The 24,286-nt window shown below is 39.5% G+C and carries 30 protein-coding genes; 9 read left to right on the top strand and 21 right to left on the bottom strand.

What is annotated here, in order from left to right; all coding sequences use genetic code 11:
• The first annotated feature begins 117 nt into the window (after window positions 1–117).
• Window positions 118–813 (top strand): Uma2 family endonuclease, encoded by a 696-nt coding sequence (locus tag V7K76_RS32365; RefSeq protein ID WP_334776037.1) that lies wholly within the window; start codon window positions 118–120, stop codon window positions 811–813.
• Window positions 814–1,184: 371 nt separating this feature from the next.
• Window positions 1,185–2,141, top strand: coding sequence for a hypothetical protein (locus tag V7K76_RS32370; protein ID WP_334776038.1), 957 nt, complete (start codon window positions 1,185–1,187; stop codon window positions 2,139–2,141).
• A gap of 61 nt (window positions 2,142–2,202) precedes the next feature.
• Here the strand turns inward: V7K76_RS32370 and V7K76_RS32375 are convergent, their stop codons facing one another.
• The 8 genes from V7K76_RS32375 to V7K76_RS32410 all read right to left on the bottom strand — a co-directional run bounded on the left by V7K76_RS32375 (window position 2,203) and on the right by V7K76_RS32410 (window position 13,099).
• Window positions 2,203–2,850 carry a flagellar motor protein gene (locus V7K76_RS32375; RefSeq protein WP_334776039.1) on the bottom strand — a complete coding sequence of 216 codons (648 nt, stop codon included), beginning with the start codon at window positions 2,848–2,850 and terminating at the stop codon, window positions 2,203–2,205.
• Window positions 2,851–2,906: 56 nt separating this feature from the next.
• Window positions 2,907–4,541: a hypothetical protein gene (locus tag V7K76_RS32380; protein ID WP_334776040.1), complete on the bottom strand. Its 1,635-nt coding sequence runs from the start codon at window positions 4,539–4,541 to the stop codon at window positions 2,907–2,909.
• A gap of 65 nt (window positions 4,542–4,606) precedes the next feature.
• A complete protein-coding gene (locus V7K76_RS32385) occupies window positions 4,607–7,852 on the bottom strand; it encodes a tubulin-like doman-containing protein (protein WP_334776041.1) in 3,246 nt (1,081 codons plus the stop codon).
• Between the two features lie 19 nt (window positions 7,853–7,871).
• Window positions 7,872–9,014 carry a VWA domain-containing protein gene (locus tag V7K76_RS32390; protein WP_334776042.1) on the bottom strand — a complete coding sequence of 381 codons (1,143 nt, stop codon included), beginning with the start codon at window positions 9,012–9,014 and terminating at the stop codon, window positions 7,872–7,874.
• 570 nt (window positions 9,015–9,584) lie between these two features.
• Entirely contained in the window at window positions 9,585–11,405 is a 1,821-nt protein-coding gene (locus tag V7K76_RS32395; protein WP_334776043.1) for an ABC transporter ATP-binding protein, read from the bottom strand.
• A gap of 111 nt (window positions 11,406–11,516) precedes the next feature.
• On the bottom strand, window positions 11,517–12,293 hold the full coding sequence (locus V7K76_RS32400; RefSeq protein ID WP_334776044.1) for a DUF6816 family protein: 777 nt from the start codon (window positions 12,291–12,293) through the stop codon (window positions 11,517–11,519).
• 133 nt (window positions 12,294–12,426) lie between these two features.
• Window positions 12,427–12,825, bottom strand: a complete 399-nt coding sequence (locus V7K76_RS32405; RefSeq protein WP_334776045.1) for a type II toxin-antitoxin system VapC family toxin — start codon at window positions 12,823–12,825, stop codon at window positions 12,427–12,429.
• Window positions 12,818–13,099, bottom strand: coding sequence for a prevent-host-death protein (locus tag V7K76_RS32410; protein ID WP_334776046.1), 282 nt, complete (start codon window positions 13,097–13,099; stop codon window positions 12,818–12,820). Before V7K76_RS32410 ends, V7K76_RS32405 begins: the two co-directional genes overlap by 8 nt.
• Window positions 13,100–13,278: 179 nt before the next feature.
• Here V7K76_RS32410 and V7K76_RS32415 point away from each other — a divergent pair, with 179 nt between their 5' ends.
• Window positions 13,279–13,854 carry a hypothetical protein gene (locus tag V7K76_RS32415; RefSeq protein WP_334776047.1) on the top strand — a complete coding sequence of 192 codons (576 nt, stop codon included), beginning with the start codon at window positions 13,279–13,281 and terminating at the stop codon, window positions 13,852–13,854.
• A 96-nt stretch (window positions 13,855–13,950) separates the two neighbouring features.
• Here the strand turns inward: V7K76_RS32415 and V7K76_RS32420 are convergent, their stop codons facing one another.
• The 4 genes from V7K76_RS32420 to rpsP all read right to left on the bottom strand — a co-directional run bounded on the left by V7K76_RS32420 (window position 13,951) and on the right by rpsP (window position 16,381).
• Entirely contained in the window at window positions 13,951–14,355 is a 405-nt protein-coding gene (locus V7K76_RS32420; RefSeq protein WP_334776048.1) for a ChuX/HutX family heme-like substrate-binding protein, read from the bottom strand.
• A 91-nt stretch (window positions 14,356–14,446) separates the two neighbouring features.
• Window positions 14,447–15,400: a PhoH family protein gene (locus V7K76_RS32425; protein ID WP_334776049.1), complete on the bottom strand. Its 954-nt coding sequence runs from the start codon at window positions 15,398–15,400 to the stop codon at window positions 14,447–14,449.
• A 323-nt stretch (window positions 15,401–15,723) separates the two neighbouring features.
• Window positions 15,724–16,158 (bottom strand): KH domain-containing protein, encoded by a 435-nt coding sequence (locus tag V7K76_RS32430; RefSeq protein ID WP_334776050.1) that lies wholly within the window; start codon window positions 16,156–16,158, stop codon window positions 15,724–15,726.
• Window positions 16,121–16,381 (bottom strand): 30S ribosomal protein S16, encoded by a 261-nt coding sequence (rpsP, locus tag V7K76_RS32435; protein WP_292783039.1) that lies wholly within the window; start codon window positions 16,379–16,381, stop codon window positions 16,121–16,123. Before rpsP ends, V7K76_RS32430 begins: the two co-directional genes overlap by 38 nt.
• A 190-nt stretch (window positions 16,382–16,571) precedes the next feature.
• On the opposite strand from rpsP, the gene V7K76_RS32440 reads away from it, so the two are divergent.
• The gene (locus tag V7K76_RS32440; protein ID WP_334776051.1) at window positions 16,572–16,763 is read left to right on the top strand and encodes a hypothetical protein; all 192 of its coding nucleotides are present in this window, start codon (window positions 16,572–16,574) and stop codon (window positions 16,761–16,763) included.
• Between the two features lie 28 nt (window positions 16,764–16,791).
• Here V7K76_RS32440 and ffh read toward each other — a convergent pair whose 3' ends face one another.
• Window positions 16,792–18,255, bottom strand: coding sequence for a signal recognition particle protein (gene ffh / locus V7K76_RS32445; protein ID WP_334776052.1), 1,464 nt, complete (start codon window positions 18,253–18,255; stop codon window positions 16,792–16,794).
• Between the two features lie 227 nt (window positions 18,256–18,482).
• Here ffh and V7K76_RS32450 point away from each other — a divergent pair, with 227 nt between their 5' ends.
• Window positions 18,483–19,028, top strand: a complete 546-nt coding sequence (locus tag V7K76_RS32450; protein ID WP_334776116.1) for a protein-tyrosine phosphatase family protein — start codon at window positions 18,483–18,485, stop codon at window positions 19,026–19,028.
• Window positions 19,029–19,074: 46 nt separating this feature from the next.
• On the top strand, window positions 19,075–19,764 hold the full coding sequence (locus tag V7K76_RS32455; RefSeq protein ID WP_334950953.1) for an SAM-dependent methyltransferase: 690 nt from the start codon (window positions 19,075–19,077) through the stop codon (window positions 19,762–19,764).
• A 72-nt stretch (window positions 19,765–19,836) separates the two neighbouring features.
• Here the strand turns inward: V7K76_RS32455 and V7K76_RS32460 are convergent, their stop codons facing one another.
• Together V7K76_RS32460 and V7K76_RS32465 are read right to left on the bottom strand one after the other, a co-directional pair.
• Window positions 19,837–20,160 carry a type II toxin-antitoxin system PemK/MazF family toxin gene (locus tag V7K76_RS32460; RefSeq protein WP_334776054.1) on the bottom strand — a complete coding sequence of 108 codons (324 nt, stop codon included), beginning with the start codon at window positions 20,158–20,160 and terminating at the stop codon, window positions 19,837–19,839.
• Window positions 20,154–20,414, bottom strand: coding sequence for an AbrB/MazE/SpoVT family DNA-binding domain-containing protein (locus V7K76_RS32465; protein ID WP_334776055.1), 261 nt, complete (start codon window positions 20,412–20,414; stop codon window positions 20,154–20,156). Before V7K76_RS32465 ends, V7K76_RS32460 begins: the two co-directional genes overlap by 7 nt.
• 151 nt (window positions 20,415–20,565) lie before the next feature.
• On the opposite strand from V7K76_RS32465, the gene V7K76_RS32470 reads away from it, so the two are divergent.
• Both V7K76_RS32470 and V7K76_RS32475 read left to right on the top strand, forming a co-directional pair.
• Window positions 20,566–20,811 (top strand): DUF4160 domain-containing protein, encoded by a 246-nt coding sequence (locus V7K76_RS32470; RefSeq protein ID WP_334776056.1) that lies wholly within the window; start codon window positions 20,566–20,568, stop codon window positions 20,809–20,811.
• Window positions 20,783–21,052: a DUF2442 domain-containing protein gene (locus V7K76_RS32475; RefSeq protein ID WP_334776057.1), complete on the top strand. Its 270-nt coding sequence runs from the start codon at window positions 20,783–20,785 to the stop codon at window positions 21,050–21,052. The genes V7K76_RS32470 and V7K76_RS32475 overlap by 29 nt, the downstream gene beginning before the upstream one ends.
• Window positions 21,053–21,114: 62 nt before the next feature.
• On the opposite strand, the gene V7K76_RS32480 is transcribed toward V7K76_RS32475, so the two are convergent.
• The 5 genes from V7K76_RS32480 to V7K76_RS32500 form a co-directional block, all read right to left on the bottom strand.
• Entirely contained in the window at window positions 21,115–21,381 is a 267-nt protein-coding gene (locus tag V7K76_RS32480) for a type II toxin-antitoxin system VapC family toxin (RefSeq protein WP_334776058.1), read from the bottom strand.
• A gap of 114 nt (window positions 21,382–21,495) precedes the next feature.
• Window positions 21,496–21,750: a hypothetical protein gene (locus V7K76_RS32485; RefSeq protein ID WP_334950947.1), complete on the bottom strand. Its 255-nt coding sequence runs from the start codon at window positions 21,748–21,750 to the stop codon at window positions 21,496–21,498.
• A 76-nt stretch (window positions 21,751–21,826) separates the two neighbouring features.
• Window positions 21,827–22,075: a DUF4926 domain-containing protein gene (locus V7K76_RS32490; RefSeq protein WP_334776060.1), complete on the bottom strand. Its 249-nt coding sequence runs from the start codon at window positions 22,073–22,075 to the stop codon at window positions 21,827–21,829.
• A gap of 20 nt (window positions 22,076–22,095) precedes the next feature.
• Window positions 22,096–22,449, bottom strand: coding sequence for a DUF6883 domain-containing protein (locus V7K76_RS32495; RefSeq protein WP_334950945.1), 354 nt, complete (start codon window positions 22,447–22,449; stop codon window positions 22,096–22,098).
• Window positions 22,450–22,528: 79 nt separating this feature from the next.
• The gene (locus tag V7K76_RS32500) at window positions 22,529–23,170 is read right to left on the bottom strand and encodes a ribonuclease H1 domain-containing protein (RefSeq protein WP_334950943.1); all 642 of its coding nucleotides are present in this window, start codon (window positions 23,168–23,170) and stop codon (window positions 22,529–22,531) included.
• 46 nt (window positions 23,171–23,216) lie between these two features.
• Between V7K76_RS32500 and V7K76_RS32505 the strand changes: the two genes are divergently transcribed.
• Window positions 23,217–23,375, top strand: a complete 159-nt coding sequence (locus V7K76_RS32505; protein ID WP_334950941.1) for a hypothetical protein — start codon at window positions 23,217–23,219, stop codon at window positions 23,373–23,375.
• A gap of 35 nt (window positions 23,376–23,410) precedes the next feature.
• Here V7K76_RS32505 and V7K76_RS32510 read toward each other — a convergent pair whose 3' ends face one another.
• Window positions 23,411–24,010 carry an ABC transporter permease gene (locus V7K76_RS32510; protein WP_335030388.1) on the bottom strand — a complete coding sequence of 200 codons (600 nt, stop codon included), beginning with the start codon at window positions 24,008–24,010 and terminating at the stop codon, window positions 23,411–23,413.
• Window positions 24,011–24,286: the final 276 nt, after the last annotated feature.

Consider the following 24,286-nt stretch of genomic DNA (forward strand, 5'->3'; position numbering starts at 1 on the left):
CCACCCATCTTCTCAATCAGGTGGCTAATTATCACCGAAACAGATTCATGATACAGAGCAACTAAATTTATTTATGGGGATTGTTAATTTTTAATTTTTAATTCGGAGCGAAGCGACGTGACTAGCCTCTTACCCAGTTCTCAATCAACAGAAGTTTTTTATCCAAGCTCGGATGGTGAACCTTTGGCAGAAAGTTATGCTCATTTATGTGCTTTACTGGCAACTTTAGAAGTATTAAGGCAATATTTGCTTGATCGGCAAGCAACGGTTTTGAGTAACCAGTTTCTTTATTATGCTCAGGGTTTTCCGAGGTTACGGGTGGCTCCAGATGTAATGGTGATTTTTAATGTCGCTCCTGGAGGTCGCGATAATTACAAAATATGGGAAGAGGGACAAGTACCTGTAGTAATCTTTGAAATGACCTCGGAAGGTACCAAAAACCAGGACACGGGTTTCAAGAAGACGCTGTATGAGCAGTTGGGAGTACTAGAATACTGGTTATTTGATCCGAAGGGAGAGTGGATTAAGGAGCAATTGCAAGGGTATCGACTGCGAGGTGAGGTGTATGAGCCAATTACAGATAGTCGATGTGAACCTTTGCAGCTGCGTCTGCAAATAGAGGGGCAATTAATTGGTTTTTATCGAGAAGACACTGGAGAAAAGTTGCTGATTCCAGAGGAGTTGGCAGAGGCGCTGAAACAGGAAAGATTGGCGAGGGAACAAGCCCAAGAGCAAGTAAAACAAGCAGAATTGCAGGTGGAAAGGTTGAAGGAACATTTGCGATCGCTTGACGTTGATCCTGATACTCTCTAGTCATGCATTTGCGATCGCATATCGTAAGTAATTCGCACCATCGCAGAGTGCATTTACCTAACTCAACCTGACTAAAGGCGATGCCTATGGCGGGCTACGCCTACGCGAAAAGATATCATAATGTACTATGTCAAACAGATAGCTCATCCACGAGCATGGGCGTTATCATGAAGGACTAGATTTCAGTCCAGGAATTATACCCTTTCAAGGCGTGAGAGTAGTTCAATTAACTGAGCGCGATCGAGCGTCCTTGCCAAACAGAGAAGAAGACGCTATATTGTTCCACATTTATGATATTATTTGGCAACTCATCTTTTTACTCGTAAAATCGAAGACAAGATCAAGGTCAGTAGAAAAGAGTCCTTAAATTAATGAGTACGTTAATCAGTCATGATGGAAGACCTATCACTAAATTTCACGTGGTAGACCGGATCAACGATATCGCTTGGCAAGCCCATCAAGGGAGCGTTGCGGCGATTATTCAGCTATTGAACGAAAAGCTAGCCAAGTGTGGTGTCAGAACTAGAGCCATTTTTTCTGATGGTGTCTTACAACTCCTGTGCGAGGCGGCTAGGGTAGAGCAACTTGAGCAATCTCCCCTCGTAGAACAAATTCACCAAATTCTTGAGTCCATCGCCCCGCGTCACATTCGCCGAGTTAATATCAACAGTCGGATTGTTCGGGAACAACAATTACTGTGGTTAAAGGAAATAGATAGCGATCGCGAAAACCAATTGCTTTGGTCACAGGAAATTACACTAATTCAGCCTAATATTATAAAGCAATTAATTAAAGATTTCACAGAAGCTCAAGCTGAACTAGGAAAACCAAATTATCCGAAAACTCAAGTCTCTCGTCCTTTAGTACTCATTAACAAAGAAAAATACAAAAATAAACCTAACACAAAGATATTAGCGGCGGCTGGTTTATGCTCACTGTTGTTGCTCAGTTGGGTTGTTTATGCCCAGTTAGGAAATAAACTAAAAAACCTAATACAACTAGAAACTTCCAAATCTTTAACTACAGCAAATACTAACAAGACGAAAGTCAAAACACCATCTCTTGTTCCTAACAATAGCCTTTCAGAACAACCTGACGATCCATTTACAACATCCGTGCGAATTGCAAATCTTGCTTCTGCATCTGGGAAAACAGCTACAACCTCAACTCAGTGGTTAGAGATCGCTGCTAAATGGCAACGGGCTTCCGATTTAATGAGTACGGTACCACAAACCCACACCCGTTATCAAGAAGCTAAGATTCGTACTCAACTATATAAGAAATATAGTGAGGCGGCGCAGAAAGAAGCCGATAAGAGCAAATCTTAGTTTCTTGTTATTAGAAAACTAAGATTACTAATTAGTATTCCAGCAGTGGGGAATAGATTATTTATTTTACTTCTCGTACTTCACCCAAGCGCGTAAAACGAATTTCAATGCGTCGCCGCTTCGGTTCTGGCTGACGCTTTTCTTGTGGAATGGGAGCAAATTCCCCACTTGGTAATATTAACTGTGCCGCAGAATAAGCGCGAAATTGAATTCCTGGCATCTTATTTTGTTGCTGGATTTTCAGCAGTTCTTTAACCACTGCAAGGGAACGCATCAATCCTAAATCAGCGTTAGAACCTGCTTTAAGTGTACTAACTGAACCCCCTTGGCTAGCTGCTGTCTCTAAATTCGAGTCTAGATTACTACTGATAATACCAATCGGTTGTTCATCAGTATGCCCAATGATTTCAACTGTATTAATATTGTAAGATTTTGTGGTTTTTTCTATATCAGGTACGAGTTTATTTGTGATGAAATCTAACATTGTCGTTGGAATTACTGCGCTACCTGGATCAAACCTCGAGTTTTCATCTTTTATCAACAAAATTGGCGGTGTCCCTGGATTAGATATTTGCGATATCGTATAGTTAGTGCTGGCTATTAATAATAATAGTAGTAAGATCATGAAGGCATTGGACATTAAATCTGTAAAAGCAGGCCAAATATTTAAATCTTCTTTGTAGTCATTATGTCGTGAACGACGAGGCATAATTTAATATTTTAATTTCAAATTAATGTCAATATAATCAGCTAGAATTTTTCTATTTACTTTTCCATTTTTTGCCTCATCTGAGAAATTTCATCCTTGATATTGTTCACATCTTTATTGAAGTCTTGAATATTATTAATTAACATTTGTAATCCTTGTTTATTTGTTTCTGTCTGCTGAATAATTCCTTTAATAATCATGGCGCTGACATTTTTATATTCAGTATTAAAGTTTTCATTATTATTTTGAATAACATCGATAAAATCTGATTTAGACATATCAAATTTCACACCTAACTGATTGGCATATTCTTCAAAATTGACCATGACAGCCTTAACTTGTTGGTTGTTAGAACCAATTTGTTGAGATAAGTTTAAAATCAAGCGATCGCCTAAAGCCTCGATTGCCAAATTAACTTGCTCTGTATAGCTTTGAACAACTTCTAGCAACTGCGTCAAATTATCAGCTTTGTTTGCAATTCTTTGCTCTAGTTTATCAAGTTTATTAATAGCTTTTGAAAAACTAGTAGCTCCTTGTTTGAGTTGAGGAATAATCTCACCAAGGGAGTTTTGATTATTTTGATGTAACTCTAAAAATTCAATTGAAGTTTGATTATACTTTTTAATATCTACTGCCAAATTAGTTAATTCTTGACTACAATGTTCAACTTCTATCAATGCTGTTTCAATCAATTTGGTTGTCTGTCCCAAACTTGCAGCAGATTGTGAAAATCTTTCTTGCATAGTAGTCAAATTGACTGTAGCTGCTGATAACTTCTCAGGAAACTGACTATTAGCAAATATTTCAGCAGACTGTTTAAATATATGAGATTTTGCATTTAATTCAGTAATAGCATGTTCAAATTCATTAGCAGCACCAGATATAGTACCAGCAGCTTGATAAAAGCCCTCATAAACTTGCTTGGCTAAATCAGCAGCTTCTTTATTAGCGTCAGCAATTTGTTTTGCTACACTTCCTATAGATTTCTCCACTGCATCCCGCACAGTATCACCAAAGCGAGTTAAAAACTCATCTTGCTGGGATACCATTTTCTTCACAATTTTATCGAGGCGAGTATCACCTTGTATTTGGGGATGATAAATATTATCTAGATAATCTTCAAGAGTACAAATAAGTCTGTACTTGGCAAAACTAGTATTTTTAAACCAGTTAAATATTGTTAAAAAAGTACTACAGAAAAGTCCGGTTAAACTGGTAGTGAAAGCAATACTCATCCCTTCTAGCGGTTTCTTTAATTCAGCGACTAAACTGCTAACATTGCTGCTATTAGTTTGATTGATTGTTTGACTGAGTGCGGCTAAATTAAGCGTGATGCCTAGAAAAGTACCAAGTAAACCAAAAGCTAAGAGTAAATTCGGAAGAATCCGACAAAAGTAATCGATTTGTTCACAGGTAAATCCCCAAACTTTTTCTTGGCTATAAACTTGGTCGATTAACGCTGCTGTATTAACCTGATCTAAGTTTCTACTAGCGTCTCTAAACCTTCGTTCTAATTCTTCTATTATTTTTGGTTGTTGTCCAGGTGATTGTCTACTAATTAACCTTCGTACCTTCTCTTCCAACGATAATAGATGTTGATACAGAGCCAAGCGGAGAAAAATCGTAGCTAGAGATGGTAGAACAACGAGTACAAGAGTAATAAATATTAAATAACCTGGTACTGGTGGCATCAAAAACACCTTGATAATGGAAAAGGTTGCTAAAAACGTGGATATTATCTAACCTCAAAAAGATATTAAAGGGGGTATTTAGCAAAGATTTTTTGTTTCTCGCGATCGTACTCTTCTTCAGTAATCAATTCGTCAGCTAAGTCTTGTTTTAGTCGCTCCAATTCTAAGCGTCGTTTTGCTCGGTTATCAGTAGAATTTACGGGAGAATCAACAACTATTTCACCTACAATAGCTTTTTGCTTCCCTAGATTTGTACTTAGAGTTGGGGAACTTTTAAACCGCTCATTCATCTTTCTGCGAAAGCGATTGATAATTCCCTCTTTAGCTATAGGATCTGTATTTGTAGGAGTTCCAACTACTGCTGCTTTGTAGGGATAATTGGCACTATCTTCTGGTAAATCATCGACTTCTCTGACAAATTGCCGGACTTTAAGTAGATAGTTATTGTCCCAAAGTTCAGGTTGTCCTTCTATGACAGCAACTTCATCATTCAAAAGCTGTTGTAAAGCTTCAGTCATGTCCTTACGATTAGCAAGTTCCTCCAAAGCTTGACTCCACTCTGTATTTAAAGAAGCAGTGGTATAAATATCACGTAATGGATCATGATATTGAAATTCCAACTGTTGATTATCCTGATTTTTTTCTAATAAACCCAATGCTAGGCAAGGATAAAAAACATCCTCCAATTCTTCCATTTTTCTAGCATCAGGCGGAATAATGTCAGGAAATGAAGCGTTATAGTCGTTATGAAGAAAAGATGTTGGAGAATGTTGTTCACGCAGGTAGGGGTTTCTCATTCTTGCTAGACTACTAATTAGTCTGAGAGGAAAACCAGCATACTCATTTACAATTAAAATTTCGTCTTCAGCTTGTGTTGCTTTTAAGACACTTACTTCTACTCCTATATCCTGTGTCAGCAAAGTTTTAAACTGTCGTACTTCTAATTCATCTGTATCTTTAAAACCGACTAGCTTACTACTTTTAGCAGGGTCTTCCCGGAAATAGGGGTCAGTTAAATTTAAACGCAAGAGAGGTTCAGCTTCCTGTATAACTTGCGCTAAACGAGTTGAACGTACTGCTAGAGAGTAGTTTTGCATAAAACGCTTAATCACAGAGTTGACAATATTAATACTCCGAGAAGCAAATAATTTATCAACTTTCAGGTCAATTTCTTTTTGCAACTGTTCTGGAGTAGTGCGTTCTCTGTCTATAAAACTTACCAAAGATTGTCCTCTACCAGTTTGTTCTGTAATTGTCGAACTTACTAGCACAAACTGGCGACGTAAATCATCTTCTGGCAAAATATTTTGATAACAGCGATCAATATCCTCACTATCAAATATTGCTTCTCCGCTCATTTCATCAAAATTCAATTGTCTTAAGTCTCTATCTTGCTTTTCATAGAAACTTTGTAAATCTTCTACTAAGCTACTAAAGGCAGCAACTTGAGTTGTTCTCTCTTGAACGTGCTTTTGCAGATTATTAACAATTTTTAACGACTCTTGAACGACAGTGACATCAAAATTATGCTGAATAATTTTGCAGACTTCCTGTACGGATTTTTTGGCTTCATCTTGAAATTGACTATTTTTATTATTGAGGAGGGGAATACCAGCTTTATGTTCAATATCCTCGATTGTTTGTTCAGTGTCTCGCCATTTTCTTTCCAAATCTTCCAAGATTTTCATTCCACCGTTATCAGTGATTTTTTCTTGCAAGTTTAGTTGATAGTTATGCAATTCATGTTGCAAAGCATCTAGCCAATCACGGACACTTTTAATGGAAAAAGTAGAATCTGTTGGCGTGAGTAACTGACTCAGATAATCATCAATATTAGTCTTTAGCTCCTTGGTAATATTTGGAGAAATTTGTAGCAGTCTTGTCAGCCAAATACCTCTAGTGCTTTCAGTTTCACCAGGCTGAACTTTACGGAATTGCTCTCTAAATTCCCTTGGCAACTGTCCGCGAATATCATTACGATTATCGCGTTTCTGACACTCGGAAATTTGCCGATCTAATTTATTTCTCCAAATACTAATAGTATTGCGAAAACTCTTATTATTTTCTTGAACTGATTCTGCTAGCTTAGTAGTGAAATTATCTTTATTTTCTGGGTCGTTGTGCCAATGATATTGAATGAGAAATTGTTCAATTAATTTTAGGGGATCTGGACTTTGACCTTTGCCGTTTAGCCAAAATTTCACTAGCTCTAAACTAACGCGGTTTAAGGCAATTTGGACAATAGTATCACGGGGAAAATAGATAGCCGCCAATCCGAATGTTAAATAACGCTGGCTATTGGGGCGCGGGTGCTTATCACATTGGATCATGTGTTGCAGAAAGTTGTCTCTACTGCCTTTAATTGCTGGTGCTAATTCACTGGAAAAATCCAAAGCAATCTTATGAGCAATCACGTTACATAGCTTACCTTGAACAAGAATTGAATATTCCCCTCCTGTTTGACTTGATACTAAATAGGTGTAGTCAAATGGTGGACGCTGTTCTTGGATAAAAACTAAATTTTGGAGGTCATAAAATGCTTCAAATTTTGTGCCTGGTGTGCTGTAATAGTTTAATTCTTTGAGAGCAGCGTAAGTATTTGCGCTCATACTAGGAGCATTGCCATACAATTCTGGACTAATCACTAAATAGCCAAAAATTTTGGCGCTTTGGTCGCCATAAAGCTGTCTGAGACTATAAGCAATATCCAAAAACATCCCGCTACCAGTCCCGCCACAAAGAGAACCAACAACAAAAATGCTCAGTCCTGGTTCGACTCTTAAACCTGCTTTCAGCAATAAGGAATCATGTCCTCTTGTGCGCCTTTCTGCGCTTTCAATTGCTGTTTTAATCTTTTGGTAATTGTGGAAAAAAGCTAGCCTACCTACAGGTCTAATGCCTTTTGCACCTTCTTCAACTGCTTTAATATTTCGCAATAGTTGCGGTGGAAACCACCTGGCAATATGGTCGTATGGGCCATGACGAGTATATTCTGAACGCCGCTCCAATCCTTCGACAAACATGGTAACTTCGTTGGAGGACATTGTAGCGCTGACTTTTTCTGCCTCTTTAAAGCTGAGATCAACGCCATGATAGGTACTTCCTGTCCGAATACCAGTGACTTGTGTTGCAGCTTTATCTGTATCAATGTGAACAAAACTCACAATTGGGAGGTTGCTTAAATCTCCATAACGGTCAACAATTAACCGCCGAATTCGCATTAAAACATCGCGCCCAGTACCGCCTAAACCTATACAAATTGTCCGGTTTATTCCCCGATATTGAAGTTCATTTGTAGTTGTTTGACTCATTCTATGCACCCTAGAGATACTACTTTTTTAGCTTAATAATGATCTCGTAGTCGCGGTTGCGAAAATCTGGACAATTCAGCCGAAACCTAGATTTATCTATGAGAGTACGTGACGTAATTTCTTTACCATTATAATAAATTGGGGTCAAATTAGTTGGTACTAAATAAAGCTTCTCACCTTTGCGCTCTAAATATGCCCTAACTTCTACACCTGGACAGTCAATAGAATCTACGGAAGTAGAGTCATATTCACCAATTGCAATGCGTTTATTGTTTGGTAAAGTGCATTTTTGATCTTCTGGTTTTGCTGTTACTTCAAAATCAACTATCAACTCCCATTTTTTTTGCAGACGATATAGTTTTACTCCACCTAAAATTAGCCCTACTAATAGTAATATTACAACTAATCCAGGTATCCACAATTTTTTAATTAAATAAGGTGTGACTAAACAAGTTTCTTGATTACCTGGGGCTGGGGTACAAAATTCTTGAACTGTAGGATCAATATCGACTACAGTGAGTTTGTATTGTTGATTATTCTGCGTTTTTATTGATAGCGATCGCTTCTGAATTGGCAAATCTTTAATCCAAGCTTGTCGCTGTTGACTTTCTGGAGATTCAGCTATCCGAAAAGGGCTATTAGCAGGCGTTTCTACCCAAATTTGGGAAGGAATTCCTGCTTGGGTAAATAGGGGCGCATCTGTAACCCAAACTACTGATTGTGGTTTTATATATTGGCTTTCTTGCAGGCGATTCTGATTAATCTGAGCCAGACCTTGATAAATAGTGAATTCAGCTTGCTGAATATCTGTACCGTAGTATTTTGGGTCTGGTGAAGGTATTTTTGCTAAAATTTTGTCAATATTTTCTTGATTATTACTAATAAAGTAGATGGGTGTTCCCAACGGATTTACACCCAATTTAACTTCACTTAAAACTACATCTTGAGCAAAAGGAATAATGTATACAGTGTCTCCAGGCTTCAGGCTATCTTGAATGATTTGACGTAAGCGGATACGACCTTCATCATTTAATCCCACGCTTTCTGTCAAATCAATCGCCAAAACAACATCTCGTCCCCCACCCAAAACAGCAACTAAATCTAAGCCAACTTTTTGTGTGGAAGTAAGTGTTTGTCCAGGAGTAATTTTAGTTATAGTCACAAATAATATAGTTTAATCGTTGACCTCAGAGCTACAAACTGGCTGCGTATTTGTAGGTGAGATGACCTTAAAATCGTAGTGATTCAACACGCTTGTCGGGTAAACTCTGGGCAATTAATCGCCCCCACCATATTGCTAAGGAATAAGAATTAAATAACATACAATTTATGTCCCTAACTACCTCACCCTTAATCCCTCTCCTTATAAAGGAGAGGGAAGCTAGAGACAGGATGAAGTTTTGCATTTTATTTAATCCACGTTCCTAAGAGCAATATGGTGGTGGGTAGTTTACTTATATACTTACGCACACGGAAATGGCAAGCCTTGTTTCTTGCATTACTTAGGCAGACAGAGTTCAGTAGACATTGACTTTTATCTGAAATCTATTATCACATATTGTATACATTATGACTGTTGGCTCAAAATTTCCAGTCTTGTACAAAACACTGTTGAAGACAATTGGAAAAAATCGACCTTATTGACAATACAATAAAGTCGATTTAATCAAGCAGATTGATTCATGGAGTCAATCTAAAATCCAAAATCCAAAATCCAAAATGTGTATCTCCCCTAACTTAGGAGTTCTCCTGTTTCTTGTAGGGAGTGCAAGCGGCGGTAAATACCTTCGTGACGCAAGAGTTCATCGTGGCTACCTACTTCTACAATCTCTCCTTGCTCCAGAACTACAATTTTATCGGCTTCTCGTACTGTACTTAAACGGTGGGCAATCACAATGGTGGTGCAAGTACCCTGAATCGATCGCATCGCTAGCTGAATTGAACGCTCAGACTCATAATCTAAACTAGAGGTGGCTTCGTCAAAAATCAGCACGTCCGGTTCCACTAGCAACGCCCTCGCAATTCCCAAGCGCTGTCTTTGTCCTCCAGATAGCCTGACACCTCGTTCTCCTACAACGGTGTAATAACCTTGGGGTAAGTGCTGCACTACTTCATCGACTCTGGCAATTCTACAGGCTTCCTTAACCTGCTCCAAGGTGGCATTTGTCCTACCATAGGTGAGGTTATCCAATATAGTACCGTTGAAAACGTCTACTTCTTGGTGAACGATCGCTAACCTTCGTCTATATTTACCCACATTCAAAGTGCGAATATCTTGACCATCAATCAGAATTTGACCTGATTGAGGTTCAAAATATCGCAACAGCAATTTCACTAAAGTAGACTTACCAGAACCGGAACGCCCTACTAACGCCACTGTTTGGTATGGCTCAATCAACAAGTTGATATCTTGTAAAACTTGACGGTTGGCATCATATCCAAAACTGACGTGTGATAACTCAACTTTTCCAGTAAATTTATAAGGTGATTCTGTCTGGTTGCTCTCTTCTAAAAGACTAGCTGAATCAGGTGCAGTTGGCTCTTGGAGAAATTCGTGAAACCGCAGCATGGAAGAATAACGACGAGCAAAAAGTTCTGCCAAATTGCTAATAGGTTCTAATTCGGCATAAGCCATGCTAGAAAGAGTTAAGGTCATCACAAAGTGACCGAGAGAAATTCTACCGTCTGCTGTTGCTGCTAGAGTCAAACCCAGGATAGTAAATACGCAGAACTGAATTACAGTTCTTTGCCAAGTAGCTAGTTTCGTATAACCTTTATGAACACGATACTCAACCACCATTAGTTCACGATCTAAACGTTGCTTTTGCCGCTTCAGTTCGTTAGCTTCTGTAGCAAATGCCTTCACCGTTTTGATGTTGGTAATCAGTTCGGAATTGCGACTTTCTGTATCCTCTCCATATTTATCCAGAATAGTTTCGTGCCAAATTAGCTGCTTTAAATCCTTCAAGGTAAAGCTAAGAATCACCGCAAAGGAAATCAGATATAAAATCGCAATTCGCCACTCAATCACTAAGATAAACACGAAAATTCCCAGCACCCGAACTAGTTTAGGAATCAATTGTCCCGCAATTTCAGGGTACGTAAAAGTGTGGTTAGAAATACCTCTAGCTATTCTTCCCGCAATCCTTCCAGGGTTATTTTCATCATAAAATTCTAGTGGGAGAGTGAGAATTTTTTCGATGGCTGTTTGGGCTTTTTGCCGACGCAACCTTAAGGTTATATCCCAATGAAACCAATGGGTTAGCCAAGGTTGTGTTGGCGCTCTCAGTACAGTGACAACGAAAACTAAACCCAGTAATATACTCAAAGATAGAGTTTTATTGGCTGGGTAATTGGTGATATCAGAAAAAGTTGCGATCGCACTTTGAAGTGGTTTATCCAATGGTTGAGCAGACAAAATGTTTAAAATCTGCCCGATCGCATAAGGAACAACCAAATCAATAATTTCGTAAACGCTGGATGCTGTGATACTAAAAACACTTAGTTTCCAGTCAGAGCGAAAGTAATTGACAATATCTTGAAATTTGGCCATGATGCACACCGTCCAAGAGCGCGATCGTAAACTTGGAATTTATATACTACAAGCGTATTACAAATGAGTCAATAGCTAGATGACAAATCACTCTCTGGGAGTAGTTGGTAGTTATTGAGGGAAAAATTCAAGGCGATAGCGATAGAGAGCAACTGGTCGAGAACCGGCTTTAAAGTAATCTGGATCTTGGGGTGAAAGATAAACACCAGTAACTTGATCTGCTTCAATCATTGGATTAGATGTTGTCAGCTTATGATAAGCCGTAGTAGATTCTACAGAGTTTAAATAGGGGCGTGAACCACCTTTAAATAGTTGTTGAAACACTTCTGTGGTGATAAATTTGCCATCAGGGGGATTTTCTGTGCCTCGTGCAGTCACAATAGAAACTAGTTGCCGACTGCTACGCAAGAATGTAATTTGACGATTAGGTGAATCTGGATCTACTTTGACTAATAACACTGCTTCATCCCCTAAATAAGCCCTTGCCAAATTCAAGCTATTAAATGCTCTATCTGCTACTAAAATTGGGGATTTGTAATCTATCTGGGGAAATATTTTTAGTCCAGTAATAGATGGTTGTTCTTTTACAAATCTTACTACAAAACTCACAGGCTGATTTAATTGTCGGCGATTACCTTCAAACCCTGGTGTTACAATCTCTGGTGCTAAAGGCGCAGCTAAATCTACTAAAGTACTTCTAACTTTCCAAGTACCAGCCATCCATTCAGGGTAAACTAAATCTCCCGATGCTGGCTGCACAGAGGTTAATTTTTCCCACTGGGGAAAATTTGCTAATCGTTCAGATAACTCTCCGGCTTCAGCTTCTCCACTCCATAGCAGGAAAAAAGCAATTAAGCAAAAACTCCAAATCGCTTTGATAAAAAACATTAGCAATTTTATATTTAACGTTTATTATTTATTGATTAAAAATTAATCTATAGCATCGACTCTTATTGATTTTAGTGAGAGCGCCTCAAGGCGGTCTTATAATGTCAATAAGACTATTCTATTGTCACAATTGTTATAGCTGAAATGGATTCAATGTATAGATATCACAACCCTCAAAATCCTTAATATTTCTAGTAATAAGAGTCATGGAATGTATTTTAGCTGTTGCTGCAATCAGTATATCAGCTTGCGAACGGGGTTTACCTTGAGTCCTCAAAAAGCCTCTCAATTCACCCGAACACTTGGCAATTTCTGAGGTGATGGGGAAAATTTGACAGTGAGTTGTAAGAAAGTTTTCAAACCAGTTTTGGATTCTAGAATTAGGCTTCGCTGTTAAACCATAATAAATTTCCTCAATTGTAATAACACTTAAGTTAATAGATGTCACAGTGCCGCTCCATGTTATCACCCCTGGATTTGGAATCGGACGAGTCAACTCACTGATAATATTAGTGTCGCAAAGATTACTCATCCTCGTCTTCAATAAAAGGATTGTTACGGTCGCTTCGTAGTGGTATCTCTAAGCTATAATCTTCTTCAGTACATAACTGCTGAAGTTCTTTAAAGACTTGAGCTAGAGATGTTTTCGTAGCTTTTTGTCGCCAGTTTAAAAATTCTCGAAAAAGCTCAGGATCTAGAATTGCGGCCACCAATTTCTCTTCAGTATAGATTAGCTGAGGTTCTTGACTAGTCGCATGAATTATTGAGGGTAGCTGTTTTTGGGCTTCGTCAAGTGTCCATTTCATTCTAAAAATCTCCGAGCTTTGGAAACATTTCATTATAGAGACTTTTCTCAATTTAGCTTATTTGACCAAATTATTATGAGTGTATAATTTAGTCAAATAATGATTGTCTTATTAATACATCTAGCTTAATCTGACAGAAACTTTGTCGAGATTGAACCTTAATCACAGACATAATAACAATGCTAAACAAAACATTACACCAGCTAAAAGTTAATGGAAAAAATATTTCTTGGGAGCGAATTTATGGAACTGCTTTAGGAGTTCAAAAGTACACAACAACCCATGTTTCTGGAGACGGTGATGGTGTAACGTCTAGAATCGAAATAATTACAGAATTCTGGCTTAAAGAAGGCAATGGAAGGGAAACTCAGATAAAGTTGTCTGGCGCTGATGTTAAAGTTAGAGAAGGACAACGAGTATCACTTGTTTGGGCATATACCAAAAGTAAAACAAGCCCGTATGTTATCTTCGTAAATCATGATTTTCAAGATTGGTGTTGGCTTTGTACACCAACTTTATTCCTTTCTCAGATGAAAGTGGTTAGATTGTTACCAGCAGTATTGGTTGGATATATTTTACCAATGATTCTTGTTGTCTGTTACTCTTTTAAGTATGAGTACTTCTTTCTATGTTTATTAGTTGGAATTATTGTAAGCTTAATTATTCTTCTTCAAGTGATTCAATTGATTAGAATTTTTTCAGCTTGGAAATCAATGCAACCTGAGATTGCTAACCTAATTAAAACTTTGATATAATAAAACCTATATTTTTTAGTTTCATGACCTTGCCTTAGTTAAATAAAATAACTGGTAATTGAAAATTTAGTTTTCCACAATTACCAACTATCAATATTAAATTTCTGCTGGTAAAGGTTCCCAAACTTCACCATACTTCTCTTTTAGAGTCTGCCAAGCTTCCACCTGCCCGGGTTCATATTCCCCCGGTTTACCCCATTGTAAGAATAGGCTCAAAGCAGATTCTTGTTTCTCATCTAAAAAGCGAATTGCATAGGTAGTAAAATTACCTCTTTTTGCCTCACCAGTTTCAAATTTCACTTGAATAATTTTATCCATATTCAAGTGAAACTCAAAGCCTTCGGTGTGCATATTTGCATATTTACCTTTGGGGAGTTCTGCATAAAATAACTTTTCAATTTTGCCCCGTGCTTCTAATACAGCAGCACTGCTAGTAACAATTAAACGCAAAGTTCCCAAAGTCTCACAAGCCGCTAAAAATTCTTTCAATGTTGTGGTCATTTGTCATTTGTCCTTTGTCATTTGTTATTTGTCGTTGGTTAAACGATGAGTCCTAATTAATACCCAATCCCCGATCCCCAATCCCCAATTCCTATTTTTCATATTGTTCATAAGCAGCCACAATACGCTGAACTAAAGGATGGCGCACAACATCTTTTTGAGAAAATTCGCAAAAGGCAATGCCTTCAACATGTTTTAAAATTTGTAAAGCCACCCCTAAACCTGATTGTTGGTGAAGTGGTAAATCAGTTTGTGTCATGTCGCCTGTAATCACCATCCGCGAACGGAAACCCAAACGAGTCAAAACCATTTTCATCTGAGCGGGTGTAGTATTTTGCGCTTCATCGACAATTATAAAGGCGTTATTAAGGGTACGTCCGCGCATATAGGCGAGTGGTGCAACCTCAATCACACCGCGTTCCATTAAACTGGGTATTTTTTCTGGGTCGATGAATTCATAAATAGCATCGTAAAGTGGGCGAAGATAGGGATTAACTTTCTGCTGTAAGTCTCCAGGCAAAAAACCGAGTTTTTCACCAGCTTCGACAGCAGGGCGAGTTAAAATTAGCTTTTCAACTTGGTTGGCAAGGAGTGCTTGCACGGCGACAACAACAGCGAGATAAGTTTTGCCAGTACCGGCAGGGCCAACGCCGAAAGTGAGATCGCGTTTACGGAGTGCGTCGATATATTGACGCTGGCGAAAGGTTTTGGCACGGACTTCTTCACCCCGGCGACTTTTGGCGAGGACATCTCGCTGTAAATCTTGCAGTTCTCCTTGGCGATCGCTATCTATAGCTTGACGGGCTGTTAAAATATCGGCACTGGAGATAGTATTACCTTTAATCCAGAGGTCTTCAAGCGATCGCACTAATCGAGAAGCCAGATCAATTTGCCCTTCAGTACCAGAAATCACTAATTCCTGTCCGCGTAACACTAAAGTGGCTCCTGTTTGGCGAGATAGGAATTTGAGATTTTCTTCTCCATCTCCCGCAAGAGCGATCGCACTAGGAATATTCGGCAGTTGAATTGTTAAGGCACCTGCCATAGGATTTTTTAATTGGTGAGGATCTGTTTTTGACAAAGGTTAATATTTTCTCGCTAAAGGCGAATTTATGCTTTGATTACTTAACATTTTGTTTGAAAAATTTTTGCAACAACTTAATCGGTTGTATGACCCTACAATCTAGCTAGTATGCTACTGGTGAATCAATTTTGGATTTTGAATTAATCCAAAATCCAAAATTTAAAATCTAAAATTCAGTGAAGAGTTTAAAAAAAGATCCAAAAATCTTTTTGCTACTTTCCATCTTTGTAAAAATTCTGAGCGGAGGTAACAACAACCGCTCAGATTTACTATCTAGTTTCAACCTAGCGGAGGCGCGGTTTAACAATGGGTTTAGGCCCATCATTTGTACGCGGTTCTCTCTTAGTCGGCGGTGGCGATCGCTCTTCTGTGTCTTCATCAAAAGACATACCCTCGCGGCCTGGAGTAGTGCTGCCATAGATATCCAGGTATGTTGATTGCCCAGCTGCGGCTGCGGCTGCGGCAATTACTGTACGAATCGCCTGAATATTGCGTCCCCCTCGACCAAACACTTTCCCTTTATCTGTGCTTTCAAAGGCGATGCGAACCCAAACCCGTTTGAGGGACTGAGAAATTTCACAATCGACGCTTAAAGTCTCTGGAGATTCCAAAAACGGCTGCACCAAAAAGCGAACTAGCTCAACATAGTTAGGGCTAGCTGTTGGGAGTTTTGTTCCGAAATTATGATGCGGCTGTTGCACTGACCTGCTCAAAAACATTAGCTTTTACTAGAATGCGACGAACGGTGTCAGTGGGTTGAGCGCCTTGTTGTAGTCGCTTGACGATGGCGGGAACGTCTAGTCGCACTTCATCAGTTCTGGGGTTATAAAAACCCAATTCTTCTAAGGGACGGCCATCGCGGCGAGCGAGGTTGTTAATGGCGACAATGCGGTAACTTGCTTCCCGCTTTTTACCGAATCGTTTCAAGCGCAGTTTGATCATGGTTGAAGAATCATTCTCCTGTTGTTTAAAAGGAAGTAACCTAAATCTGGCTGTTGCCGAGAAATTGAGGGTTAGTTTCCTCTGCTGATAAATTCTGAGGTCGAAATGCTAATTTTAGCACTGCCTAGCATTTGCTGCTATTAGTCCTTATGTCATTTGTCCTTTGTCCTTTGTCATTGGTCATTAGCGAATGGCACTAAGAAAAGCTATAAGCTTTGCCCTAACTGGTTCCCAGCCTGGAGGCTGGGAACCCATTCTTGGAGGCTCCGCCTCCAGTGGGCTGACCAGAGGCAGCAGCCCCTTGGAATACATTCCCAGTCTGAACACTGGGAACGAGGTGACACAAGCCTTTCACCTTTTCTTAGTGCCATTCGGTCATTAGCAAACTACCAATGACTAATGACTCTTGGCTAAAGATTGCCAAAGCCTTTTTTCTTTTTATCTTTGGGTTTTTTCTTTTTCGCAGCTGGGGCACCATCATAACCTCGCCATCCGGGGGCAGGGGGACGGTTCCCAGCGCCAGCGAAGGCGTTACCCATACCGCCACCACCGAACATTCCCGGCATTCCAGGAAAGCCGCCTTGACCCATTTGCTGCATGAGCGATCGCATTTTTTGGAAATCACCCACCAGTTTAGTCACATCTGACTCTCTATAGCCAGAGCCAGCAGCAATCCGCCGCCGCCGACTGGGAGAACTGGCTAATAAATCGGGGTCATGGCGTTCTTGGCGAGTCATGGAGTTAATCATCGCCTCACAGCGCTTTAACTGGGTTTCTCCTTGCTTGAGTTGATCGTCTGAAAGCTTGTTCATCCCTGGGATCATCTTGATCAAGCCTCCCAGAGAACCCATGTTCTTCAGCATCCGTAACTGCTTGAGAAAGTCAGTAAAGTCAAACTTTGCTGACAAAATTTTCTCTTGCATTTTCTCAGCATCGGCTAAGTCAAACTCTTCTTGGGCTTTTTCCACCAGGGTTAGCACATCGCCCATACCGAGAATCCGCGATGCCATGCGATCGGGATAAAACGGTTGCAGTGCCTCGACTTTCTCGCCCACGCCTACAAATTTAATCGGCGCTCCCGAAATCTTCCGCACAGAAAGCGCTGCACCGCCACGGCTATCACCATCTAATTTGGTGAGAATCGCCCCAGTAATGCCAATCTGATCGTGGAAGGTGCGGGTAAGATTTGCGGCTTCTTGACCAGTCATCGCATCCACCACCAACAGAGTTTCATGGGGTTGGACAGTTGCTTTGATGCGGGCTAATTCCGCCATCATATCTTCGTCAATTTGCAGACGACCAGCAGTATCAATAATTACTGTGTTTACACCTTCTGCCCTGGCGCGTTCTACACCTTGCCTTGCGATTTCTACGGGATCGGCATCGCTTCCTAGTTCAAATACTGGTACGTCAATTTGCTTACCCAAGGTTAGCAATTGATCGATCGCTGCTGGGCGATATACGTCTGTCGCCACCAACAAACAGCTACGATCTAATTTTCTCAGATGTAAGGCTAATTTAGCGGTAGCTGTGGTTTTACCAGTACCTTGCAACCCAGCCATCAGAATAATCGTAGGCTGTTCCTGGGCTTCTACGATGGGAACATTTTCTTCTCCCATCACCTGCACCAGTTCATCGTGAACAATTTTGATAAACTGTTGGTCAGGTCGCACGCCAGTAATCACCTCGGCGCCCTGTGCCTTAGCTTCGACTTCGCTAATAAAATCTTTGACTACCTGGAGGTTAACATCTGCTTCCAACAAGGCGCGGCGCACTTCGCGCAATGCATCTTGAATGTTGGATTGAGAAATTTTGTCCTGTCCCCGCAGTTTTTTCCAGGCGGATTCTAAACGGTCAGATAATGCATCAAACATAATGTAATTACAGGTAGTTCGCCAATGGAGAATTCTAAACCGCCGATGAATGCGATTGGGAATTTCCGCTAAAGTTTTAACGTGCTATCTACCAGCTTAGTATTTTTCACCCCGACTGTAGCAACTAGATACGGATTGGGGACTTTGATTTGAATCGTTGCTATTGCTGCGATCGCCATTTTCTGCCATTGATGAGATTTACCTACCTCGACTCTAGACAGTTAGATATGTACAAGTTTGCCCCAGCTTGGGAGAAAGAGCAAATAGTCTTTGGTGCTGCGCGACCTGGATACACTGACAAGAACGTTCAGGATTGGGTAGAATTCATGAAGCGCCAAGATATCAAGCATGTTTGCTGCCTTCTTGCTGAACAACAGCTAGCTTCTTACTCCGATCTTCTCGGCATATACAAACAGGAATTTGGTAATCAGCTAGTTTGCTCTGCACCAATTGCAGATTTTCATTTATCTGATTTAGAAAACCTCACCCAGAAAATACTTCCTTTCTTAATAGAAGCCGATAAACAAAATGAGAAAGTTGTTGTACATTGCGCTGGTGGAATTGGACGTACTGGACAGGTGTTAGCGGCTTGGCTAGTTAGTGTCCGAGGATTATCAAATAAAGCTGCAATAGATGCTGTCAAAAGAACAGGTAGAAATCCTTATGAAGCTGCTGTTGCTGCTGTATTTAGAGGTAGAAATCCCTTGAAGGTTGTCAAAGAACTTGATGTGCTTCTGAATGATTGCCGTCTAGCAGTACATCAAAGATTTTGAGTTTGCTATTATCCTGTTTCATCAGTCTATTTATGAGGTGAATTTTATGGCAATGGTTTTAGAGAAAGTAGTTCCTTTTGGTAGGTCAATGGATGAGTATATAAAAATATTCAATTTAACAAACGCAGATTTAAACAAAAGCATCATTGGCATTGGGGATGGGCCAGCAAGCTTTAATGCAGAAATGACACGTCAGGGTAAACGTGTAGTTTCTGTTGATCCACTATACCAATTTTCTAGTAATGAAATATTGCAGAGATTTAATGAAGTGGTAGATAACATCATTAACCAAGTCAAGGCGACATCCAATGATTGGGTATGGAGCTATCATAAATCCCCTGAGGATTTGCGACACAATCGAGTTAAAGTTATTCAAGAATTTTTATCTGATTATGAAACTGGCAAAAAGAGCAACAGGTATATAGTCGGTGAGTTGCCGCAATTGGCGTATAATAGTCAAGAATTTGATCTAGCCATCTGCTCACATTTATTATTTTTATATTCAGACCATCTCGACTACGATTTTCACTTAAGTTCAGTAGATGAGATGTTGCGTATTGCTAAAGAAGTCCGAATTTTTCCCTTGATAACTTTAATGTGGAAACATTCACAACATTTAGATGAAATAGTTAAATATTACACTTCAAAAGGTTACAATATAGAGATTGAAAACGTTGAATACGAACTACAGCCTGGTGGAAATAAAATGTTGAAGATAAGCAGAGACGTTATATAATTCGTATTCATCAAGAATTAGTACTATTGCTATGGATAGCATAACAATCGATGTACACGATTGTTAGGCATATTATTCAGCAAACATTTCAGCCAAGGTATCTAAAACTGCTTTTTTTTCATCAGAGTCAATCTGACCTAGCTTTTTGACTAATCGAGTTTTGTCAACTGTACGAATTTGATCTAGAACAATTTGCCTATCCTTGCCCTGAAACTCACAAGCAACACGAGTTGGATAAGACTGTCCTTTAGTTGTCATCGGAGCAACAATAACCGTAGCAATATATTTGTTCATCTCATCTGGTGAAATTATTAGACAGGGTCTTGTCTTCTGAATCTCACTGCCAATCGTTGGGTCGAGGTTAACCAAAAACACATCAAATCGATTGACTACCACTCCCACTCTAGATGCTCCCACTCTGTCGTTACGGTATCATCTAGCAGTGCATCGTCGTGTTGGTTCGCCATTGTTGCAAATGCTTCTTCCCACCCTTTACGCGATTGCGCGGCAGCACGGACAATTAGATGACAATCTTGAATTTCAATTTCCACCTCTTCACCGATACCACTTTGTTCCAGCAGAAGTTTAGGAATGCGAATACCTTGAGAGTTGCCGATTTTAACAATACGGGTTCTAATTGCTGTCCCCATAAGTATAGTTTTCCTAATTTGTAATTACATTGTGATTACTAACCATGATTTTGTCAATAATTTTTAATGCGATGCCTATGGCAGTAGACTACGCGCTTTCAAATATATGTGTAATAAAAAACAATAAATAGCTTTGATGTAGTCTTGAAGTATGCCAACAATTTTAAGAATTGGTGCCTACCGCTTCTACTTTTATAGCCATGAACCTAATGAGCCACCCCACATTCATATTGATCGGGATGACTCAACAGCTAAGTTTTGGCTTGAGCAGGTCAGTTTATCAAGTAGCATTGGCTTTAGCCCCAAAGAACTGCGAAAATTAGAAGGGTTGGTACAAGAAAATCAAGCAAAATTTTTGGAGGCTTGGGATGGGTATTTTGGCAGTTCGGGCGGATGAGAGAGTTAAAGATGTACGTTTTACTGAAGAGACTATCAGTGTTGACTTGATGGATGGGCGAACAATCACAGTGCCATTAGTTTGGTATCCCAGGCTGCTCAATGCTACCCTTGAACAACGATTAAAATGGGAAACCTGCGGGGGTGGCTACGGTATTCATTGGGAAGAAATTGATGAAGACCTTAGCACAGAAGGAATGCTGCGTGGCGCACCTGCACCAAGAACCAAAGTGGTAAGTTAAACGATCGCTCTCAAAATACCAGATGCGATGTCTAGGACAGGCTACGTCTACGCACTTTTCTCTTAACTCGGTTTATCAGACTCAAACGGATTCCACAATCTCATCTGCGTAATCCAACGGAAATCATCTGTATTTCTTGTTATCAAAATTAGTTTATACGCCAAAGCAGTGCCGGCAATAATTGCATCACCTAAAGTCATTCGTTTCTGTTGTCGCAGAATTACCGCTTGATTTAACACATCTTGAGAGATTGCTAAAACCTGAGCAACTTGAAAAAACTCCTCAAAATACTGGCGTTGTTCCTCTTGAAGCAGATGATAGCCTAACACTTACATTTAACTGAGTGCTGATACCGCAGGCGCATATTCAGCAATTAAATCTCTCAATTGGGCGTTTTCTGGTTGAGCAGAATATATAATAATATTGCTATCGATCAGCACGTTTTATCGTCCCGGAAGTGAACGGTCTTGACGAGTTTCTTGCTGCCAAATAACTGGATCAACATCAGTCAAAGCTTGACTTACAGCAAGTTTTTCTAATATTTCAGCCATTCTTCGTCCCCGTCCTTGTTTATCTATGACTGATTCATTTTCGAGCAATGTAACATGAACCGGGATTTGTTGCTCTCCCAATGTTGGTACATCATCAATCCACTCTAAACAACTTCCTTTCAACCAAGCTCTGAATGTTTTTAGCATTATTTCGCTCTCTACTTTCTATCTATCTTGGCATGGCTCTTAAAATTACCAGATGCGATCGCTTTGCTGGTATCGCTTAGGCTGTCACCATTTCCGGGACTGAATCAGGGGATGCTGGCTCAAAATGTAACACCATAATTTGCTCTGGGCGTAAACCGACAGATTCATAAGTGCGGCCATTGCGATCGCTAAATTCAACTTCAAATGCAGCACCACCAGCTAATAATTCTACTACTGTGCCAACTTGACCACGGTACAGGTTGTATTCAGGTAAATCAACTGTCAGTGCTACTACATCCAGGAACTTGATTGTATTTTTACTCATCTTCTATCACTTCCAAATATTTACAGAGGATAACAGGTTGTTAATCTTGGGACATCAGAACCTTCTTCAATAATCCAACCACTCCGAATAGTCGCACTTCTATCTTGCCATTCCAACGTGAAATCTAGAGTGTAGCGTTGTCCAAATTCATCGCACCGTTGCAAGAGAACTTCATGAGTTTTGACAACTTTAAGAATAATCTGGTGCAATTCTTGAGCATCGTCAGATGTTATACCTAGAGTTGAGGAAAAAACACGAGCTTTATGTTTCCCTTCATCATGCTCTGGATTGAGGCAGTAGTCACGCAGTTTACAAATATCAACGACTGCATTTTCTGTATTTGGGATTAGATTGGCTGAACTAGAGCCTTCCATATTTTCAACCGTGATTTGATGCGATCGCTTTATAGGTTATGTATTATAATGTCATGTTGCCTCACTCCTAGACGCAAGCTTATTTACGACCAAAATCTGCTGGAATCTCGCCCCAAGAGACAGTATTCCATTTGAGGATAGGATTGGTATACTCATTATTTTCTAACCACGTTAATGCTCTATCTACCAAATTAAATATTTCTTCATTGTCCATACTTCGGGTTAACTTTGTTCTGACTTTCTTGTTGATTACCCAAAGAATACCTACCTCTGAATCAGAATAAATAGGTATATCCCTACCTTGTTTCTTGAGGTATGCAAGAGCATGAACAATAGCCAAAAACTCTCCAAGATTATTTGTTCCGTTTGGCATTGGACTTTTATGGAAAATTACTTTCCGTGTTGCTGTATCAATTCCTTTATATTCAACGTACCCAGGATTACCTAAACATGAAGCATCAACACAAACGCTATCCATAATTAACTCTTTTGCAGGAAAAATTTTGGTTTTTGTTTCCTGCTGTTTTACTTCTTTCTGCTCACTAGTAATGATAAAATTCTGTTCTGCAAGCTCCAATGCTACTTCTGCTTCTTCTCTAGTCTTAAAAGATTTGTACAACGCACCACTAAAACCTGCGATATGTTCATCACATTCCTCCCAGCTTGTGAATATACCTGTCTTTCGACCTTTAAAAACGGCGTAGTATTTCTTGGATGCCATAATGACTCCTTCCGAATGGGACGATATTATACTGAGGATTGTAATTATGAACGTCGTCATTCCTAATGAAGTATTAACCGCAACTCGAATGACTGAAGGCGAAATGAAGCAGGAAATTGCAGTGATGCTCTTTTACTGGTTGAAGCACTCAGCAATGAACTGGATATTGGTGAAGCTGAAGCGATCGCTCTCATCACTACAATAGGCGATCGCATGATGTTCTATATAGACAAGAAAACGCTATTGAATTACTGAATCGCGTTTATACGCCCATACAGCGATCAATCCAAACATTCCTCCAGCCCATAATAGCCATAGGAAATGCAATAACAGATGTTTGTCATAATCTAGACCTGCTGCCCATAGTGTTAGTTCTCTATAGTGATAAAAAGGGGAGAAAGCAACTAAATCCTGTAAATAACGTGGATTAGTTAGAGGTAAAGCACCACAACTTGCTAACCCAAGTGGAATAGATAATCCAGCAATAGAGTCATAACTTTTAGGTTCTGTTAAATAACTTAGTGCTAGACCAAAAACAGCAAAAGGTATCACTCCCAACACTAAGCTGAAGACAAGAAGCAATAGTTGTTCAGGATTAATATCTATTTTTAAGCGCCAAATCCCTAGTATCATAATTAAGGTAATAATTATGGCGGATAATAGCAGAGTTGTTACAACTTTTGCAGCGATATAGATAACTGGTGGTAATGGAGTTATACGGAGCAATTTTAACCAACCTTCAGCGCGTTCAACTGAGACTTGATGATTGTTGTGCGCTATTATCTGAATAATTATTATCTTGAGATGGAGATTGCATTTTGGGTTATTCCTAAAATAAATGCCTGACTATTTGAAACTAGATAATTCAATTTAATCAATTGACAAAGCTATTCTAATAGCTAGCCAAGTTAGAAATCCAGAGCCAACAACAATAAATGCTGGAGCGGCTCCAATTAAAGCAACACCTGTTGCAACAGCTATACCGATTGCACCAGCAGTAAGATCAGGCTGTTCTTTTATAAGAACTCTTGCATAAATATTTTGTGGTATGATATTGGGTTATTTTAATTTGAGATTTGGCAATTAGAATAGGAAGAATTTATCAATTTTTTCGAT

It is taken from the genome of Nostoc sp., assembly GCF_036917975.1.
Classification (GTDB): Bacteria; Cyanobacteriota; Cyanobacteriia; order Cyanobacteriales; family Nostocaceae; genus Nostoc.